Source organism: Mycolicibacterium lutetiense, from assembly GCF_017876775.1.
GTDB classification, from domain to species: Bacteria; Actinomycetota; Actinomycetes; order Mycobacteriales; family Mycobacteriaceae; genus Mycobacterium; species Mycobacterium lutetiense.
The window spans coordinates 1,454,233-1,471,560 of sequence record NZ_JAGIOP010000002.1 but is presented as its reverse complement, the minus strand read 5'-3'; the positions used below and the strand labels follow the sequence as shown (position 1 = coordinate 1,471,560).

Genomic DNA, 17,328 nt, shown 5'->3' with positions numbered 1-17,328 from the left:
CGGTTTGGTGGACGCCGCATGGTGACGCAGCAGTGCGTCGATGGTGTCAGGCGTGGAATCAGGCACTGAACAGCCCCACCAATGCCGGCATGTCGACCTTGCCGCTGGACAGCGTCGGCACCTTGGCGGGCGGGCACACCGCGAATATCCGCGGAATCTTGTACGCCGACAACTTGGCTCGCAGCGCCTGACGTATCGCATCGAAGTCGACCGGATCATCGGTGACGATGACGGCGGCGACGAGCTGGCCGCGCACCGCGTCGGGCAGACCGAGCACATGCGCGGTGAACCCCAGTGTCGCGAGGGCTTTTTCCACCTCTCCAGGTGTCACGTTGGCACCCGAGGTTTTGATCATCGAGCCTGCGCGCCCCAGAAAGTAGAAGTACCCCTCCTCGTCCACGCGCACCAGGTCCCCGGTGTGGAACCACCCGTCGGCGTCGAAGCAGTCCTCCCTGCTGCGTCCGTGGTAGCCCTGCATCACATGAGGGCCGCGGATACACAGTTCGCCGGTGTCGAGCTGCTTGGTCTCGAACCCGGTCGCCGGTCGGCCGTAGGAGCCGCGCCGGCGCTCGGGTTGATCGGTCTCGTCGCTGTCGATCAACACCACGCTGCCGGCTTCGGTCATTCCGAGCATGTTGTGGCGAAGCTCGGGATCGTTGGGCCGAACGTCAGGCGCCATGATCGGGTACAGGTTGCCGCGGCGGGCCGTGAACTGCCGGCCGGGGTAGTTCGGGTGCCGCGTGAGATGTGCGATCCCGGCGACGAAACCATTGGTGATAGTCGGCTTCTCGGCTTCGATGAGGTCGAGGGTGACGGCCGGGTCGGTCGCGTTCGAGCAGATCAGTGTGGCACCGGCGGCTACGGTGGCCAGCAGACCGAACGCGAAACCGCCGATCCAGAAGAACGGCGAATTGCAGAAGAGCCGATCAGGGCTTGTCAGCCCGCGGATCGTGTTGAGGTTGCGTTGATGGCCGATCAGCGATGCGTGGGTGTGCACCGCCCCTTTCGCCGGGCCGGTTGAGCCTGAGGTGTAGACGATGGCCAGTGGGTCACAGCCGTCGACATCGTCTTCGAATTCGTCCAGCGTCGGGACGTCGGCGTGGGGCAGATCGAACAACACGTGCCGCAGGCACGGGGTGTCGATCCCGGAAAGATGTTGGGCGTAGTCGTGATTGCGGTAGGAGCGTGCCGACAGCAGGATCGCGGTATCGCTGTCACGCAGCTGGGTCTCGAGCTCGGCTGCGGTGAGGAAGGTCGAGTAAGGCACCACGACCGCACCGATTCTTGCCGCGGCCAGCATGGCCACCACGAAGTCGACGCCGTTGGGATAGAGCACCCCGACATGTGTGCCCTTGCCTGCGCCCAGCCGGATCAGGCCACGCGCGACGGAGGCGGAGCGAATGTCGGCCTCGGCGTAGCTGATCCGCTCGTCGTCGCAGATCAGCAGGGAATGGTCGCCCCGGTCGCGCAGGCCGGTGAGCAGAGCGGCCAGCGTGTCAGCCGGCGGCGAAGTGCTCACGGACGGCACCCAGGTCAGCCTTGCCCGACGGCGTACGCGGGATGGTGTCGACGATCTCGATCCTGGTGGGGATCTCATACCGGGCCAGCCGGCCCTGCAGATAGTCCGTGAGCTCGGCCGAAGGGGCAGGCGCGCGCAACTCGACCATCGCCACTGGTGTCTCACCCAATCGCTCGTCCGGTACGCCGATCACCGCCGCGCCGCGCACCGCGGGATGGCTCTCCAGCGCGGTGCGGACATCATCGGGCATCACCTTGAATCCGCCGCGGATGATGGCCTGATCGGCACGTCCGAGTATCCAGACGAATCCGTCGGTATCGATGCGGGCCAGATCGGTGGTACGCAACCAGTCCGCGTCGGCATCGAACTGTGCGGGTTTGACCTCCAGCAGGCCCTTCTGATCCGGTGGGAGCGGTTGGCCGTCCTCGTCGACGACGCGCAGTCGCGCACCGGGATTGGCCCGGCCCACACTGCCGCGCTTGTCTTTCCAGTATTTCTGGTGGTCGGTCAGGGTCCAGCCGGCCACTCCGCCACCGAACTCCGTAGCGGCATAGGAGGTCAGCACCGGGATGCCGAACTTTTCGGTGAAGGCGTCGGCGTCATCGGCCGACAGCGGCGCGGTGCCGGAGGTGACCGCGCGGATGCCGGCGAGGTCGTCGCGGGTGAGTTCGGAGTGCAGCACCATGCGCAGAGCCGCCGGTACCAGCGACACCGCCCGCGGCTGATGCTCACGCACGGCCTCGGCCCAGCGGTGGAGCTCGAACTTGGGCAGCAGCACGAACGCCCGGGCCTCGGCGATGCACAACAGCACCCGGAAGACTCCGCCGACGTGAACCAGCGGGGAGTTGACGATGGCCACCCCGCGTCGCAGTTCGGTTGGTGCCGGGGCGTTCTCCGGATCGCCGCCCATGACGCTGCGGGCCAGCATGTCGTAGGTGAGGTCCACCCGTTTCGGTGGGCCGGTGGTGCCGCTGGTCAACATCCACACCGCGACGCCCGGGCGCCCTGCGTCCACGGTCGGGCTCTCGGCCGGCGAGACCTCGGGCGCGGTGTCGAGATCGCGGATGGTCACCGTCGTGGTCGTGGGGGAGGGCGTCGCCAGCGTGGCGATGTCCTCGGGCAGGCCGATCAACACCGGTAGGCCCAACGCCTCGATGTCGGCGCGGGTGCGCTCGTCGCCGCGGGACGGGTTGATCACCACGACGGTGCCGCCGGCACCCAGCACACCGAGGAGGGCCGCCACGTGGGCGGGCTGGTTCCGCAGCATGATTCCGACCCGCGTGCCGGCCGACAACGCACCGATGCGCCGCGCGAGCGTCGCGACCCGGCCCCAGGTGAACCACTGGCCGTCATACTGGATGGCCGGTGCGGCCGGGTCCAGATCGAGAACCTCGTCGATGCGCCGTGAAAGCGGATGCGCCATCAGCGGATCCGAGGTGTTGTCTTGGGCAGGGGACGCTCGGCCAGCTCGGCCTTGGCGATCGGGTTGCCCAGTCGCGTATAGATCAGGCCCTGGTCCATCGCGGCACGGTAGGGCTTGTCCAGGGACTCCCAGATGGCCTTCACCGTGCCCTGCGTGGCGGTCGGCGGCTTCGCGGCGATCGTGGCGGCGATCTCGTGCGCGCGGTCCCACAGCTGATCCCTGGCCACCACTTCGGTGACCAGCCCGATGCGCAACGCAGTTTCGGCGCCTACACGTTCGTCGTTGCCCATCAATGCCATCCGCAGTGTGTCACCGAGCCCGACCCGGCGCATCAGGCCGATCGGCTCGAGCGCCGAGACCAGCCCGGCGCTGACGTGGGAATCGAAGAACGTGGCCTCCGGCGAGCAGATCACCACGTCGGCTTCGTTGACGAAATACAGCGCCCCGGCGGTGCACATACCCTGCACCGCACAGACCACCGGCTTCCACATCTTCTGCCACTTGGGGCTCAGTAGTTCGCCGGGATCCTCGTGGTTCCAAACGATCTCGGGTTGTCCATAGTTGGATTTCACGTCGAGTCCGGCGCTGAACGCACGGTCGCCTGCGGCCCGCAGCACCACCGCGTTGATGCCCTCGTCGGCCTTGATGGTGTGCCAGGCATCGCGCATCTCGTGACACATGGCGCGGTTGAACGAGTTCAGCGCGTCGGGGCGGTTCAGCGTGACCGTGGCGACCCTGGACTCGTAGTCGAAGTCGAGGAGCAACGTGTCCATCAGCGAGCCTGCCAGTTGGGCTTGCGCTTCTCGACGAACGCCCGCGGTCCTTCCAGGGCATCCTCGGTGCGCACCACGCGCTCGCGGAACGTCTCGGCCAGGATCTCACCCTCGTGCAGCGGCAGATCCAGCGTCTTGTGAATGGCCAACCGGGTACCGCGAACCGCCAGCGGGGCATTGAGACACACGGTGTCGGCGATCTCGTGTGCGCGCTCGAGTAGCTTGTCGTGTTCGACTATCTCGGTGATCAACCCGAGTTCGTACGCGCGCTCGACGGTCATGCGCTCGTGCTTGCCCATCAGCGCCATCCGCAACGCCACCGATCGGGGGAGTGCGCGGGCCAGGCGCACCATTTCTCGGGCAGCAACCAGACCGATGCTCACATGAGGGTCGAAGAATGTCGCTTTGTCCGAGGCGATCACGATGTCGCCGGTGGTGACCCAGTCCAGCCCGGCGCCGCAACAGATTCCGTTGATCGCCACCACGACCGGCTTGGCCATGGTGCGAAACGGCGGGGTGCCCTCCTGCGGTGCCTCCCACTGCTCGTAGGTGGACAGGTAGGGCCGCTCGTTGATGACCTTGCCGTCGCCGGGGATCTCCTTGACGTCGGCGCCGGTGCAGAAGGCCCGGCCGGCGGCGGTGACGATCATCAGCCAGACGTTGTCGTCGTTCTCGGCTTGGTCGTAGGCGGCCCGCAGTTCGGTGATCATGTGGGGGGACAGCGCATTGAGCGCGTCGGGTCGATTCAGGGTGATGGTGGCCTTGTGGCCGTCCACCTCGTATTTGATGGTCTCGTAATCGGTCATCGATTCCTCTTATCGCCCGGTGAAGTCCGGATCGCGGTGTTCCCGGAACGCGGCCAGGCCTTCTTTGAAATCACCTGTGCGGCACGAGAGTTCCAGGTTGGACAATTCTTGATTCATCGACTGGGTCAGGGTCGCGTGCTGGCCGTAGGCGATGGCCTGTTTGGCCAGGCCGATCGCGACGGTCGGTCCGGCGGCCAAACGTGCCAGTAGTTCGTCCGCAGCGGAGGCCAATTCGTCTGCGGGGACTGCACTGTGGATCAGTCCCCAGTCGGCCGCCTGCGACCCGCTGACCTTCTCGCCGAGCAGCAGCATCCGTTTGGCCCGGGCCACCCCGGCCAGTCGCGGCAGCAGCCAGGTCGCGCCGGAATCGGGGGTGAATCCGCGGTTCATGAACGGTTCCCAGAACGTCGCACCGGTATCGGCGATGGTGAAGTCGGCGGCCAGTGCCAGGTTGCAGCCCAACCCCACCGCCCAGCCGCGCACCGCGCACACCACCGGCAGCTGGATGGTGGCCACCAGCTCGATGATGCGGTGCGCGGTGTGCGGGATCCGCCGGACCAGGTCACCGGTACGGGGGCGCTGTCCGGTGCTGTTGGTGGCGACCCAGTCGGCTCCGGCGCAGAAGTCCTCCCCGCCGCCGGTGATGGCGACGGCGCGCAGCGAATCGTCGTAGGCCGCTTCCGAGAGGCTGGCGACCAAGCTATCGATCATGCTGTGGCTCAATGAGTTACGCCGTGACGGTCGGTCCAACGTAATGCGCAGGACCGCGCCGTCGCGCGCGGTCGATACGGCCTCGTCGCTCACGTTGTACCCGCCTTCCCGGCCATACAGTTGCCCATACAGTAGACGATGCGATTACTATCCTGTACAAGTTAGCAAGGAAAGACCGTCGGCGGAACAGTGGAGGGACAGGTGCCGGCTCATCGCATACGCCAACCCCGGGTGGCCGAGATCGTGGCGTCCAAGCTGCGTGACGACATCCTGTCCGGGCGCCTGCGTGAGGGCGACATCCTGCCCACGCAGGAAAGCCTGTTTCAGGAGTACGGGGTCAGCCCGCCCGCGTTGCGTGAGGCCATCCATCTGCTGGAGACCGACGGGTTGATCTCGGTGCGTCGCGGAAACGTCGGCGGTGCCGTGGTGCAGATGCCCTCGGCAGACCGCACCGCCCACATGATCGGCATGGTGTTGCAGACCCGCGCTGCCACGCCGGCCGATGTGAGCGAGGCCCTGCTGCGCCTGGAACCGATCTGCGCGGGCATGTGCGCGGACCGCACCGACCGCGCCACCGAGGTGGTGCCCTACCTGCAGGCCGAGATCGACCTTCAGGCAGCACAGTTCGAGGACACGCCGCAGTATGTGCCGAACGCCCGAAGATTCCACGAGGCGCTGGTCTCTCGGTGCGGCAACGAGCCGATGATCCTGCTGATCGGCTCGCTGGAGCTGATCTGGTCGACGCACGAGTCGTCGGTATGGACCGGGGAAGACGGTGCCGGAATGTCGGCGAAGACCATGCGGGCGGCGCTACGCGATCACCAGCGACTGCTGGAGGCGATCGCCGACGGCAACTCGGCCAGGGCGACCAAGCTCGCGGCCGACCATCTCACCGCCGCGCGGAGCACGACGCTGGCCGCCGGTAACGACAAAACGATTGAAGCGAGGTTGATTTCGCATGACAGATGACCGGGTGCTTTTCGAGGTCGATGGCGACCACCGCATCGCCACCATCACGCTGAACAATCCCAAGCAGCGCAACTCCTATGACGCGGCGATGCGCGACGAGGTCGCGCGCTACCTCGATGTCGTGGCCGACGACGATGATCTGACCGTGGTGCTGCTGCGCGGGGCCGAGGGGGTGTTCAGCACCGGCGCGGATATGAACAATGCCTACGGCTGGTATGGCGACAAGGAAAAGCAACCGACGAAATCACGTCCCAGTCAGCGTCGTCGACTCACGGTGGACCGCAAGTCGTTTGGCTTCTACCACAATTTCATGGGGTTCCCGAAGGTCACCGTGGGTGAGATCAGCGGCTACGCGCTCGGGGGTGGGTTCGAGATGGCGTTGATGACCGATATCTCGGTGATCGCCCGCGATGCCAAGATCGGGATGCCGGCCGCCAGGTTCCTCGGCCCGGCGTTGGGCAGCCTGCACATGTTCTTCCACCGGCTCGGCCCGGTGCTGGCCCGGCGGATGCTGCTCACCGGGGACATCATCGAGGCTGGCTCCGTCGAGCACCTCGGCATCTTCACCGACACCTGTGAGGCCGACCAGGTGACGGCGCGGGCGCAGTACTGGGCGGCCAAGGCCGCGAAGATGCCGGCCGACGGGGTGGTGATCGCCAAGGAGGCGTTCCGGCTCGTCGAGCAGAGCCAGGCCTATCAGGGTGAAGAGGTCGCCAGCTATCTGTTCCACGCCTACGGCACCAACCTGCAGTTCTCGCCGGGGGAGTTCAACTTCGTCAAGACCCGGGCCCAACATGGCACCAAGGAGGCGTTCCGGCTGCGCGACGAGCATTTCCACGTCCCGGAACCGCAGTAGAAACCCGTCCTGATACCGTTACAGAAAAACGATATAGCGTAAAGGTGAAACCATGCCACAACCCGTAATCGTGGGCGCTGCCCGCACAGCGATCGGCCGCTCCTTCAAGGGGACGCTGGTCAACACCACCCCCGAGACCCTGATCACCACCGTCCTGCCCGAGGTCGTGCGCCGCGCCGGGATCGCCCCGGAGGCGATCGACGATCTGATCTTCGCCGAATCCAATTACGGTGGCGGCGATATCGCGCGCTACGCCGCCGACGCGCTGGGCTGGGAGTCGGTGCCCGGGCAGGCCGTCAACCGGCACTGTGCCGGGTCGCTGACCGCGATCGGTAACGCGTCCGCGCAGATCGGTTCCGGTATGGAACGGGTCCTGGTGGCCGGCGGTGTGCAGTCGCTGTCCTCCTCGCCGCTGATGAAGTGGCGGGTGCCCGGGTTCGGGCCGGAGATCGAGTTCATCGAGCCGTGGATGACCCCGACGCATGTCGAGACGCCGGAAGCGCCGATGCGCGACATGTCGATCACGGTCGGTTGGAACACCGCGCAGGCCGCCGGGATCTCCCGTGAGGACATGGATGCCTGGGCGGCACGGTCGCACCAGCGCGCCATCGCCGCCATCGACGCGGGCAAGTTCCTCGACGAGATCGTGCCGTTGAAGGTGTCCCAGCCAGACGGCTCGGTCATCGAGTTCAGCGTCGACGAGCATCCGCGCCGCGGCACCACAGCCGAGAAGCTCGCCGAACTCAAGGTCCTGCACCCGGAGATCGAAGGATTCTCCATCACCGCGGGCAACAGCAGCGGTACCAACGACGCTGCCGCTGCTGTCGCGCTGGTCGGCGACGACTATGCGGCCGCGGAGAACCTCAATGTGCTGGCCAAAGTCAGGGCCTGGGGCGCGATCGGCGTCCCCGCCAAGGACACCGGCCTTGGTGGTGTCGAGGTGATCGGCAAGGTTCTCGGCCGGGCCGGCCTGAAGCCGTCCGATGTGGCGCTCTGGGAGATCAACGAGGCGTTCGCCTCGGTGCCCATCGCTGCGGTCCGCAAATACGGCCTCGACGAGGAGTTGGTGAACTTCTCCGGCAGCGGTTGCAGCCTCGGACATCCGATCGCCGCGTCCGGTGCCCGCATGGTCACCACGCTGGTCTACGAACTGCAGCGCCGTGGTGGCGGCATCGGCGTCGCCGCGATGTGCGCCGGCGGCGGCCAGGGCGGCGCGGTCATCATCGAGGTCTAGCGCGTTTGACGTGAGCCCGACGGGGACCATCGGTGATGGTCTTCCCCTCGGGCTCACGTTCGACGGTGGCCTCCGGGTCGGCCTCGGCCTTGCCCGCTGCCTGATACTCGTGCAACTCGGCACGCACAGCTTCGTCGAATGCGCGGTCCAGGCTGGCGTGCGCGCGCCGTCGCGCCGCCCGGCGCATGGTGTCCACGAGGTCGGCGGCCCAAGCGAGTTCGGCGTCATTGGTGGGCAGCCATCCCGGCCCCCGCTGACGGACCACTTCGGCATGCCCGCCGCGGGTCAGCTCACGCGCGGCGGCGTCGAGCAACTCGTCGACCGCGGTACTCGTCTTCAGGAGTGTCTCGAGCGGCATTCCGCGGGCGACGAGCGAGGCGAAGTCATCGATGAGTCGTACATCGCCGACCGAGTAGACCTTCTCGTCGGCAGTTGGCTCGATCAGGCCATGGGTGGTCAGCCGGCGCAGCATCGATATGTCCAGGTCGCCGAGCCGTCCTTGAAGTTCCGTGAGCGACATGGTGCGTGGCTCCGGGCGGGACCACGGTGCGGTGACCAGTTCCTCGAGGTCGGACAGATCCAGCACATCGACGAGGTTCTGCCCGGGCTGTAACCCGGTCAGGAATTTCATGATGTGCTTGAGCGTGAAGCCCTCACCGAGCAACCGGGTGATGGCGCGCAGTTGGCGCAGGTGCCGATCGGTGTAGATCGCCACCCGGCCCCGACGCTGGGGCCGCGGCAGGAGCCCGCTGTCCTGGTAGACGCGTACGTTCCGGGTTGTTGTCCCCGCCTCCCTGGCCAGGTCGTCGATCCGGTACTCGGTCACCACGGAATCCTATCCGGTGGCCAGGGGACCGCCGCTGACCTGCGCCAGGCCGATCTCATGGTCGCGACCCGCGGTCTCGTTGTCGCGGCCCGCCGCGGTGATGTTGTCGCGGCCCGCCGCGGTGATCTTGTAGTCCTGCAGGTCGAGGGTCTTGAGCTGATTGACGTACTGGGTGGCGAATCCCGGATACATGGTCGCGTTGAAACCGTCCTCGGTCAGGTACCAGCTCTGGCAGCCGGAGTTCCAGGTGGTGGAGCCCAGGCGCCGTTGGATGTCCTCGTTGTACCGGTTCTGGGCCTCGGGGCGGACGTCCAGCGACTTCCAGTCGTACTGCAGGAGCGTGGAGATCGCCTCGACGATGTAGTCGATCTGCGCCTCCATGTAGACCAAGGCCGAACTGTGCCCGGGCCCGGAGTTCGGGCCGAAGGTGAAGTACAGGTTGGGATAACCCGATACCGCCACACTGCGGTACGCGTAGGCGCCGCGACTCCATTCGGCGGCCAGTTCCCGGTCTTCGATGCCGGTGACGGGGAACGGGGTGCCGGTCTTGCAGACATCGAACCCGGTGGCGAACACGATGCAGTCGAATTGGTGCTCGATACCTTCGACGGTGCGAATCCCGTTGGGAGACAGCCGTGCGATGGGCCAGGTCACCAGCTTGCAGTTGTCCGCCTGAAGGGCGGGGTAGTACTCGCTGGTCATCAGGAGCCGCTTACATCCGGCGGAGAAATCCGGCGTCAGCTGGCGCCGCAACCACGGATCCTTCACCTGTAGACGGAGATTGGCGCTGCTGACCGCCTCGACGAGCCGGGTGAACGGGGTATCCCAGACCACCCCGAGGGCGACCGACTCGTGTCCCCAGAACCACGCATTTCTCATGATGCTCTGGGACAGCGGGAGGTTGCGGTACAGGCGCTTGAGCCAGCCACTGGTCGGGGTGTTGATCCGCGGAAGCACCCACCCTGGGGTGCGCTGGAAGACCTTGACCGACTTCGCCGTCTTCACCAGTTCCGGCACGATCTGCACCCCACTGGCTCCGGTCCCGATGACCGCGACCCGTTTGTCGGCGAAATCGTAGTCGTGGTCCCATCGGGCGCTGTGGATCTTGTGGCCCTCATAGGTGTCGATCCCGGGGATGTCGGGGAAGCTGGCGTTGGACAGCGGACCTGCGGCGACGATCACCGTCCGGGCCCGTACCGGTTCGCGGCCTTCGAGGGCCACGGTCCACTCGCCGGCCTCCGCGTCGTAGGAGACGCCGACGACGTTGTGACCGAACCGGATTGCCGGGGCGATACCGGACGACTCGACCATGCCGTCGATGTACCCGAGGATCTCGGCGCTGCCCGAATAGGTGTGGGACCAGTCCGGGTTGGCCGCAAAACTGTAGGAGTACAGCCGGGACGGAATATCGCAGGCCGCACCGGGATACGTATTGTCACGCCAGGTGCCGCCGACCCGTGAATCGCGCTCGAATATCACGAAGTCGGTGACGCCCTCGGCCTTGAGTCGGATGGCTGCGCCGATGCCGGCGAATCCGGCACCGATGATGGCAACTGACGTGGAAGAAGAAGTCATGTCAGGGGTTCCTTCAGGCGACGGGTTCGTAGGTCAGTTCCTGCGACCAGGTCGGGGTGTTCTCGACCAATGACATCGGAATCACAGCGGTGATCTTGACCAGCGAATCGGCCAGCCAGTGGTATTTGGAGGTCCGGTCGATCACCTTGCGGCTCTGCCACGAGATGAGCCGGTACATCGGCAACCGGCGGGCGAATTCGCTTCGCTCACCCACGGTTTGGAACCTACGCATCGCCTGGTAGAGCCGGTCTTCGCTGACACCCATCTCGACGATGTTGTCGCGCATCTTGTTCAGCAGCGGGAAGTAGCTCAGCACACCCACCAGGAAACTGGGCTTGATCCAGCCTCCCACCAGCTCGATCAGCAGTTTGCGCATGTCGGCGTGCCCCAGGAGGTCCATCACCTCGAAGTCGACGGCCAGGTGGCGGGACTCGTCGGAGTTGATTCTCTTGAAAACCTCTTGTGCCACCGGGTCTTTGACCTCATCGGTGATGAACTTGATCAGCGCCCCGTCCAGCGCCACTTCGAGCATGGGGATCACGGTGCCCAGGAAGGTGAGACCCATCCCGTCGGAATGCTTGTCGAGCCAGTTGATGACCAGCTGGACGTTGACGGTCGGCGGCGGGATCTCGTCGTCTTCGAGCATGCCCCATCGGCGCATCAGTGCGAGCTCGGCATTGGCGTGCTTCTGTTCTTCGGCGTGGAAATGCTCGTAGATGCTCTTGAGGGTCGGATTCGGTGCCTTCTTCGCCAGCGCGGCAAAACCCCGGGCTCCGACGTTCTCGATCCACATCAGGTCGGTCATGAACGGTTTGAGCTTGGCGTGGAGTTCGGGGTCGATCAGCTCGGCTCCCGGTGCGTCCCAGTCGATGTCGATCAGGGCCCACTGCCGGTCTTTGATCATCTGCAGCATGTTGTCGAGATCCATCGCCATGATGCGTCCTTTCGGGAGAGCAGTTGTCGGGAAGGCTTCAGTCTTTGGGGAGAACTCGGCCGAGCAGTCCGGCGCCCCGGACATAGAGACCGGGGAAGTGTCGCTTGAGGTGCCAGATGACGGTGGCGTCGATCTGGGGCACCACGTACAGCCGGCCGCCGTCGTGCGCGTCCAAGGTGCGCGCCGCGACGTTGTCCGGAGACAGCCCGGTCCATCGGGCCAGCTGCTGGCTGAGGTTCATCGAGCCGGGGGTGATGCGCCCGTCCTGGAAGACGTTGGTTTTCACGAAGGTGGGACACAGCACGGTCACCGCGACGCCTGCGCCGGCGAGCTCAGCGGCGAGCGTCTCCGACAGCGACATCACGCCCGCCTTGGAGACGTTGTACGGGGCCATCGACGGTGCGGCAGCGAATCCCGCGGCGGAGGCCACGTTGATGATCCCGCCTCGGCCGGCCTCGCGCAGGATCGGTGTGAAGACCTCACACCCGTACACGACACCCCACAGGTTGATCCCGAGGGCCCAGTCCCAGTCGTCGAATCCGATGGCGCCGACGGGTTTGCCGCCGACGCCTACACCGGCGTTGTTGATCACCAGAGTCGGTGGGCCGCCGAAGATGTCGTTGGCCTGCTTGGCCAACTGCTCGACCGCGCTGCGATCGGACACGTCGCAGACCACGGCGTGGCCCCTCCCGGTGGGGAGTGCGTCGATCAGTTCCACCGTCTCGTCGGCCCGGGCCGCATCGATATCGGCACACATGACCTCGCCACCTCTGCGGGCGAGCTCAAGGGCGAACGACCGCCCGATGCCGCTTCCGGCACCGGTCACCACCGCCTTCGCGTCGGTACAGCGCCGGTTACCGCGAAAAGCATTGAGCAGCGAGTCGATTCCGAACATCAGCACACCTCCACGTGAGAGTCGGACGCGCCGGCGGCCAGCGCGGAGGAAATGAACCCCGCTGCCCGCCGCAATGCGATTGCCGCTTCGGGCGCCAGCCGGGGCAGGGCCTGGAAGACGTGCACCATGGCGGGCCAGACCTCGAGCGTGCTCGCCCCTCCGGCCCGGTTGACCTCTGCGTCCAGATAGCGGGCATCCGCGCTGAGCATCTCGAACTCACCCACCTGAACCAGCATGGGCGGCAGACGATCCGCCTTCTCGAAATCGAGGCGTAGGCGCGGCTGGTCAGGGTCTTGGGCCGTGGTGTACAGCCCGACCAGGTGCCGCGCGGCAGTTGCCGATATCGCCGGATCGCGGCGGACCGCCTCTTGCTGTTCGGCAAGACCCAGCGTGAGATCGATGAGCGGCGAGAAGAGCACCACCGCAGCCGGCTGGAAATTCGGTTCGTCGATGTTGGCGAGCAACATGTCACAGGTCAAATGACCACCTGCGGAATCCGCGGCGATCACGGTGCGCGACGGCTCGTAGCCCTCGGAACGTAGCCAACGGTAGCCGGCCTCCACGTCTTCGGCCGCTGTCGGGAATTTGTGTTCGGGCGCCAAGCGGTAGTCGACCGAGAAGAACGGTATGCCGGTGGCTTCGGACAGGCGCGCCACCAGCTTGCGGTGCGTCCGCGCCGAGCAGATCACGTAGGCGCTGCCGTGGATGTAATACCCGGCGCGCGCACCGAACTCCACGCCCGGTCCGAGCACCCATTCGCCGCGGACTCCGGGTCGGCGGACCGGGACGACCCTGGTGCCGTCGGGCATCGAGCCCAACGTCTCCATGATCGTGGCTATCAGCCTGCGGGAAAGCCACACTCCGGGTCGATTCATCGGGACGGCGCCGGTGAGGCAGCCCAACGTCCACCGGGTGGTGGCGGCCGCGACGACGGCCCTCAGAGAGCGCTCGGTGGGCACAGCCGGCAGGTCGGGCGAGGCAACTGCGGTCACGGGTTGTACGTCACCACAGACTGTTACATTTGTCAATGTAACAATCGAGGATGGCGCAATGGATCACGCCGGCTGAACGACGCTCAGCCGGTGTGGGGTACGCGAAATCGCCCGGCCGCGAACGGGAATCCGGGTTGGTGCGCCGTCGCAGGCGTGCGCTTATTTGCGCTTTGTCTTGGTCGCCGGCGGTTGTGCGATCCGTGCGGCCGCGTGGTCGAGGATGCACTCCAGGCCGTACTCGAAGTTCTTCTCGTCGGCTGCGCCGATGCGATGCCCCTCGTTGGTGACCTGAGCCAGCAGCGGCGTGACTTCCGGATCGATGACCATGGTCTCTTCGTAATCGCCGGGCGCGTTGTCATTGGCCCGGTTCTTCTCGTAGAGGCGGTGCAACACCACCGATCCGCGGACGTGCACCGACACGGCCGAATATGTATCGAAGGCGTCGTCGACCGGTAGTCCGGCCTCCACCAGACCGGAGATGGCGGTCTCCATCTCCTGCACGCCCAGGCGCGCGGCGCGCGCGCTCAGGGCCGAGCGAATGAGAATGAGATCACACAGAATCGGATTACCCATGAAGGCTTTTCGCATGGTCCTGGCATGGTTGGCCAACGACTCGCGCCAATCCTTGGCTTCGACGTAAGGGGTCGCGACCACGAACTCGCGGAGTGCGCGGTCGGTCATCGCGTTGAGCAGGTCGTCCTTCTTGCGGAAGTACCAGTAGATGCTCGTGACGCCGACGCCGAGGTGTTTGCCCAGGAGTGGCATGCTGAGATTGTCGATCGACACCTGCTCGGCGAGTTCGAATGCGCCCTTGATGATGTCGTCGGGGTTGATGGACCCGCGTTCGCGCCGTTGACGTTTCTCAGCGGTCGGTTGCTTTGCCACTGCGGGCACCTCCATCGAAATCGATTCTGCTCAAGCCGTCCCTGCGCCGCGGGTCAATCGCAGGTGAATTTACCGCCGGCCGCCATCTGAACTGCGCCTATGTGCGCGTGTCGCGGGGTCTTGTCGCCGTCAACCTTACGGGTAGCCTCTCCGTTGCTGCTGTCCGCCATCGGCGGCGAGGCGTCGCTCGGGGGCGGTGGACGGGGTTTCAGCTTTGTACTGTAAACCCTATAGTAGGCTTTTCCGGGTTATTGGGCTTCGTGAGCGAAGGGGCAGTTGGTGTCGGAAGTAGTTCTGCGGGAGCGTCGGGGTCGCACGCTCATCATCACGATCAATCGTCCGGAAGCGCGCAATGCGTTCAACCTTGCGGTGGCCCAAGGGCTCGCCGACGCCGTGGACGAGTTGGACGGCACTCCCGAATTGTCGGTGGGCATCATCACCGGCGCCGGGGGCAACTTCTGTGCCGGCATGGATCTCAAGGCATTCGCGACCGGCGAGCTGCCCCACGTTCCCGGGCGGGGGATCGGTTTCACCGAACAGCCGCCCCGGAAGCCGCTCATCGCGGCAGTCGAAGGCTACGCACTGGCCGGTGGCACTGAGATCGTCCTGGCCACCGATCTGATCGTGGCCTCACGGGCCGCGAAGTTCGGTATCCCCGAGGTCAAGCGTGGACTGGTGGCCGCCGGTGGCGGTCTGCTGCGGCTACCCAAGCGCATTCCGTATCAGAAGGCTCTCGAGTTGGCGCTCACCGGTGACAATTTCACCGCCGAGGAAGCCTCCGCATGGGGCTTCGTCAACAAGCTGACCGAACCCGGTGAGGCTCTGGACGGCGCCATCGAGTTGGCCGAGCGGATCACCGCCAACGGTCCGCTGGCGGTCGCGGTGACCAAGGAAATCATCGTCAAGTCCGCCGAGTGGTCCGAAGCGGACATGTGGAAGAACCAGAGCGAGTTGATCACTCCGGTCTTCACGTCCAAGGACGCCATCGAGGGGGCCACGGCGTTCGCCGAGAAGCGTGCTCCCAATTGGACGGGTTCCTGACGGTCCCATGGATCTCGGGTTCGCCGGTGCGGCCACCGTCGTCGTGGGCGGTGGCCGCGGAATGGGATTCGCGACGGCCCAGTGCCTGGCTGAGGACGGCGCACGAATCGCGATCGTCGGGCGGTCCCGCGACGTACTGGACGCTGCCGCGACGGAGTTGGCCCGCCTGGGATCGCCGGAGGCGGTGGCGATCGTGGCCGATACCTCGGACGGCTCTCAGGTCGAGCGGGCCTTCGCCGAGGTGGGCGAGCGTTGGGGCGAGCTCAACGTATTGATCAACACGGTCGGCCCCGGGGCTGCGGGCAACTTCGAAGAACTGGCCGACGACCAGTGGCAGGAAGCGTTCGACACGGGCCTGATGGGCATGGTGCGGTGTGTGCGTACGGCGCTGCCGTTGCTGCGAAAGGCCGAATGGGCGCGCATTGTCAACTTCTCGGCCCACTCCACCCAGCGGCAGAGCACCCGGCTGCCGGCCTACACGGCTGCCAAGGCCGCCGTGAACAGTGTGTCCAAGAACCTGTCGCTGTTGTTGGCCAAGGACGAGATCATGGTCAATGTGGTTTCCCCGGGCAGCATCTCGTCGGAGGCGCTACGAGGCTGGGCCGACACGGTGGGTGTCGACGGCAACGATCCGTACGCCTTGATGGCGGCCATCGACGAGCATTTCGGGCATCCCGCACACGTGCCGCGCGCCGGACTCCCCAGCGAAATCGGGCCTGTTGCAGCTTTTCTCGCATCGAAGCGCAACTCCTACATGACCGGGGCCAACGTCAACGTGGACGGCGGATCGGACTTCATCTAAAGGGGCGATATGGCAACGGCATCCGAGGCGCGGGACTGGGCGCGAGGAGCGCTGCGCGGAATCGGCGACTCGCTCTACACCCCGTTCTGTGGAACCGACGGTGACGACATCGACTGGGATGCCTACCGTTACCTCGTGCGCTACTGCGTCGGTGATCTCGGCCACCAGATGCTGTGGTGTACCAGCGGTTTGGCTGAGTTCTGGGCACTGACCCTCGCCGAACGCAAGCAACTTCTCGAAGTGGCGATCGAGGAGGGGCGCCGGGCGAACCCCGACGTCGTGGTCCAGGCCTGCACCGCGGCGACGTCAGCGAAAGACTGCCTGGAACTCACGCTGCATGCGCAGCAGGCCGGCGCCGACATCGTCTACATCCAGACACCGATGATGGAGGCGCACGGGGGCGAAGGGGTATTGCGGTTCTATCGCTATATCGCCGATCGCACGGATATCGCCCTGGGAATGTTCAATTCCCCGTCCTCGGGCTACGTGCTGACTCCCGACGAAAGCGCCCGGATCGCCGAGGCGATCCCGGCGGTGTGCGCCACCAAGGAAGGCGCGTTCCGGCCTGCGGCGAGCCGTCGGCTGCATGACCTGGCGCCGTATTTGGCGGTATGGGAATGCGACACCACGGTGTACCGGGCCGGCTGGCTGCGTGACGGCATCGTCTGCGCGGCCCAACTGGGTACCGCCGGATACCTCTATGAAACCCCGCAACGCCGCATTTTCACCGAGTACTGGGACCTGGTGTACGCCGACCGGCTCATCGAGGCGATGGACTTCGCGCGGGACTCCGGTTTGGACCAGTTCAGCCTGGACATGGGGTCCTGGTTCACCTGCTACCCAGGCCGCGCCGACTATTTCACCCACTGGGCCGATGCGTTCAAATACGCGGCCTCGGTGCTGGGATTGCCCGTCGGTGACTACCCGCATTCCCGTCCGCCCCAGGCAATGCTGCCTGCGGCGGCGAAGACCCAGATAGAGACGGCCTATCGAAAGCTCGGTTTGATCGACGCTTGACCCTTCTTTGCGCAGGTCGTGGGGCCAACGCCGGGGTTGCGGAATGCACTACCGATAGGTATACAGTATG

General features: G+C 65.7%; 17 protein-coding genes. 6 read left to right on the top strand and 11 right to left on the bottom strand.

The genetic code is table 11. The annotated features are described in order from the left end of the window. Positions 1-58: 58 nt before the first annotated feature. The 5 genes from JOF57_RS16365 to JOF57_RS16345 are packed head-to-tail and all read right to left on the bottom strand — an operon-like array spanning position 59 to position 5,325. Complete coding sequence (locus JOF57_RS16365) at positions 59-1,519, bottom strand: class I adenylate-forming enzyme family protein (protein ID WP_307870033.1); 1,461 nt, start codon at positions 1,517-1,519, stop codon at positions 59-61. Further along, complete coding sequence (locus tag JOF57_RS16360) at positions 1,497-2,942, bottom strand: class I adenylate-forming enzyme family protein (protein WP_209918155.1); 1,446 nt, start codon at positions 2,940-2,942, stop codon at positions 1,497-1,499. Before JOF57_RS16360 ends, JOF57_RS16365 begins: the two co-directional genes overlap by 23 nt. Then, positions 2,942-3,715: an enoyl-CoA hydratase/isomerase family protein gene (locus tag JOF57_RS16355; protein WP_209918153.1), complete on the bottom strand. Its 774-nt coding sequence runs from the start codon at positions 3,713-3,715 to the stop codon at positions 2,942-2,944. The genes JOF57_RS16360 and JOF57_RS16355 overlap by 1 nt, the downstream gene beginning before the upstream one ends. After that, a complete protein-coding gene (locus tag JOF57_RS16350) occupies positions 3,715-4,521 on the bottom strand; it encodes an enoyl-CoA hydratase/isomerase family protein (RefSeq protein WP_209918150.1) in 807 nt (268 codons plus the stop codon). The genes JOF57_RS16355 and JOF57_RS16350 overlap by 1 nt, the downstream gene beginning before the upstream one ends. Positions 4,522-4,530: 9 nt before the next feature. Next, positions 4,531-5,325: an enoyl-CoA hydratase/isomerase family protein gene (locus tag JOF57_RS16345; RefSeq protein ID WP_209918149.1), complete on the bottom strand. Its 795-nt coding sequence runs from the start codon at positions 5,323-5,325 to the stop codon at positions 4,531-4,533. Positions 5,326-5,433: 108 nt separating this feature from the next. Here JOF57_RS16345 and JOF57_RS16340 point away from each other — a divergent pair, with 108 nt between their 5' ends. The 3 genes from JOF57_RS16340 to JOF57_RS16330 are packed head-to-tail and all read left to right on the top strand — an operon-like array spanning position 5,434 to position 8,291. Next, positions 5,434-6,201 carry a FadR/GntR family transcriptional regulator gene (locus JOF57_RS16340; RefSeq protein WP_209918146.1) on the top strand — a complete coding sequence of 256 codons (768 nt, stop codon included), beginning with the start codon at positions 5,434-5,436 and terminating at the stop codon, positions 6,199-6,201. Continuing rightward, complete coding sequence (locus tag JOF57_RS16335) at positions 6,191-7,057, top strand: enoyl-CoA hydratase/isomerase family protein (RefSeq protein ID WP_209918145.1); 867 nt, start codon at positions 6,191-6,193, stop codon at positions 7,055-7,057. The genes JOF57_RS16340 and JOF57_RS16335 overlap by 11 nt, the downstream gene beginning before the upstream one ends. Positions 7,058-7,109: 52 nt before the next feature. Next, positions 7,110-8,291, top strand: a complete 1,182-nt coding sequence (locus JOF57_RS16330) for a thiolase family protein (protein WP_209918144.1) — start codon at positions 7,110-7,112, stop codon at positions 8,289-8,291. Here JOF57_RS16330 and JOF57_RS16325 read toward each other — a convergent pair. The 6 genes from JOF57_RS16325 to JOF57_RS16300 form a co-directional block, all read right to left on the bottom strand. After that, complete coding sequence (locus JOF57_RS16325) at positions 8,278-9,117, bottom strand: MerR family transcriptional regulator (protein ID WP_209918142.1); 840 nt, start codon at positions 9,115-9,117, stop codon at positions 8,278-8,280. The genes JOF57_RS16330 and JOF57_RS16325 overlap by 14 nt on opposite strands. Positions 9,118-9,126: 9 nt before the next feature. After that, positions 9,127-10,692 carry a flavin-containing monooxygenase gene (locus tag JOF57_RS16320; protein ID WP_234938148.1) on the bottom strand — a complete coding sequence of 522 codons (1,566 nt, stop codon included), beginning with the start codon at positions 10,690-10,692 and terminating at the stop codon, positions 9,127-9,129. Between the two features lie 13 nt (positions 10,693-10,705). Further along, the gene (locus JOF57_RS16315) at positions 10,706-11,626 is read right to left on the bottom strand and encodes a ferritin-like domain-containing protein (RefSeq protein ID WP_209918140.1); all 921 of its coding nucleotides are present in this window, start codon (positions 11,624-11,626) and stop codon (positions 10,706-10,708) included. 37 nt (positions 11,627-11,663) lie between these two features. Further along, on the bottom strand, positions 11,664-12,521 hold the full coding sequence (locus JOF57_RS16310; protein ID WP_209918138.1) for an SDR family NAD(P)-dependent oxidoreductase: 858 nt from the start codon (positions 12,519-12,521) through the stop codon (positions 11,664-11,666). Next, the gene (locus JOF57_RS16305; protein ID WP_307870032.1) at positions 12,521-13,513 is read right to left on the bottom strand and encodes an alpha/beta hydrolase; all 993 of its coding nucleotides are present in this window, start codon (positions 13,511-13,513) and stop codon (positions 12,521-12,523) included. The genes JOF57_RS16310 and JOF57_RS16305 overlap by 1 nt, the downstream gene beginning before the upstream one ends. Positions 13,514-13,672: 159 nt before the next feature. Then, positions 13,673-14,413, bottom strand: coding sequence for a TetR/AcrR family transcriptional regulator (locus JOF57_RS16300; protein WP_209918136.1), 741 nt, complete (start codon positions 14,411-14,413; stop codon positions 13,673-13,675). 264 nt (positions 14,414-14,677) lie between these two features. On the opposite strand from JOF57_RS16300, the gene JOF57_RS16295 reads away from it, so the two are divergent. Genes JOF57_RS16295 through JOF57_RS16285 form a run of 3 tightly spaced genes read left to right on the top strand, consistent with a single transcriptional unit; the run spans position 14,678 to position 17,258 of the window. Continuing rightward, positions 14,678-15,439, top strand: coding sequence for a crotonase/enoyl-CoA hydratase family protein (locus JOF57_RS16295; RefSeq protein WP_209918134.1), 762 nt, complete (start codon positions 14,678-14,680; stop codon positions 15,437-15,439). A gap of 7 nt (positions 15,440-15,446) precedes the next feature. Further along, positions 15,447-16,241 carry an SDR family NAD(P)-dependent oxidoreductase gene (locus JOF57_RS16290; RefSeq protein ID WP_209918132.1) on the top strand — a complete coding sequence of 265 codons (795 nt, stop codon included), beginning with the start codon at positions 15,447-15,449 and terminating at the stop codon, positions 16,239-16,241. A gap of 9 nt (positions 16,242-16,250) precedes the next feature. Next, positions 16,251-17,258, top strand: coding sequence for a dihydrodipicolinate synthase family protein (locus JOF57_RS16285; RefSeq protein WP_209918130.1), 1,008 nt, complete (start codon positions 16,251-16,253; stop codon positions 17,256-17,258). Positions 17,259-17,328 lie beyond the last annotated feature (70 nt).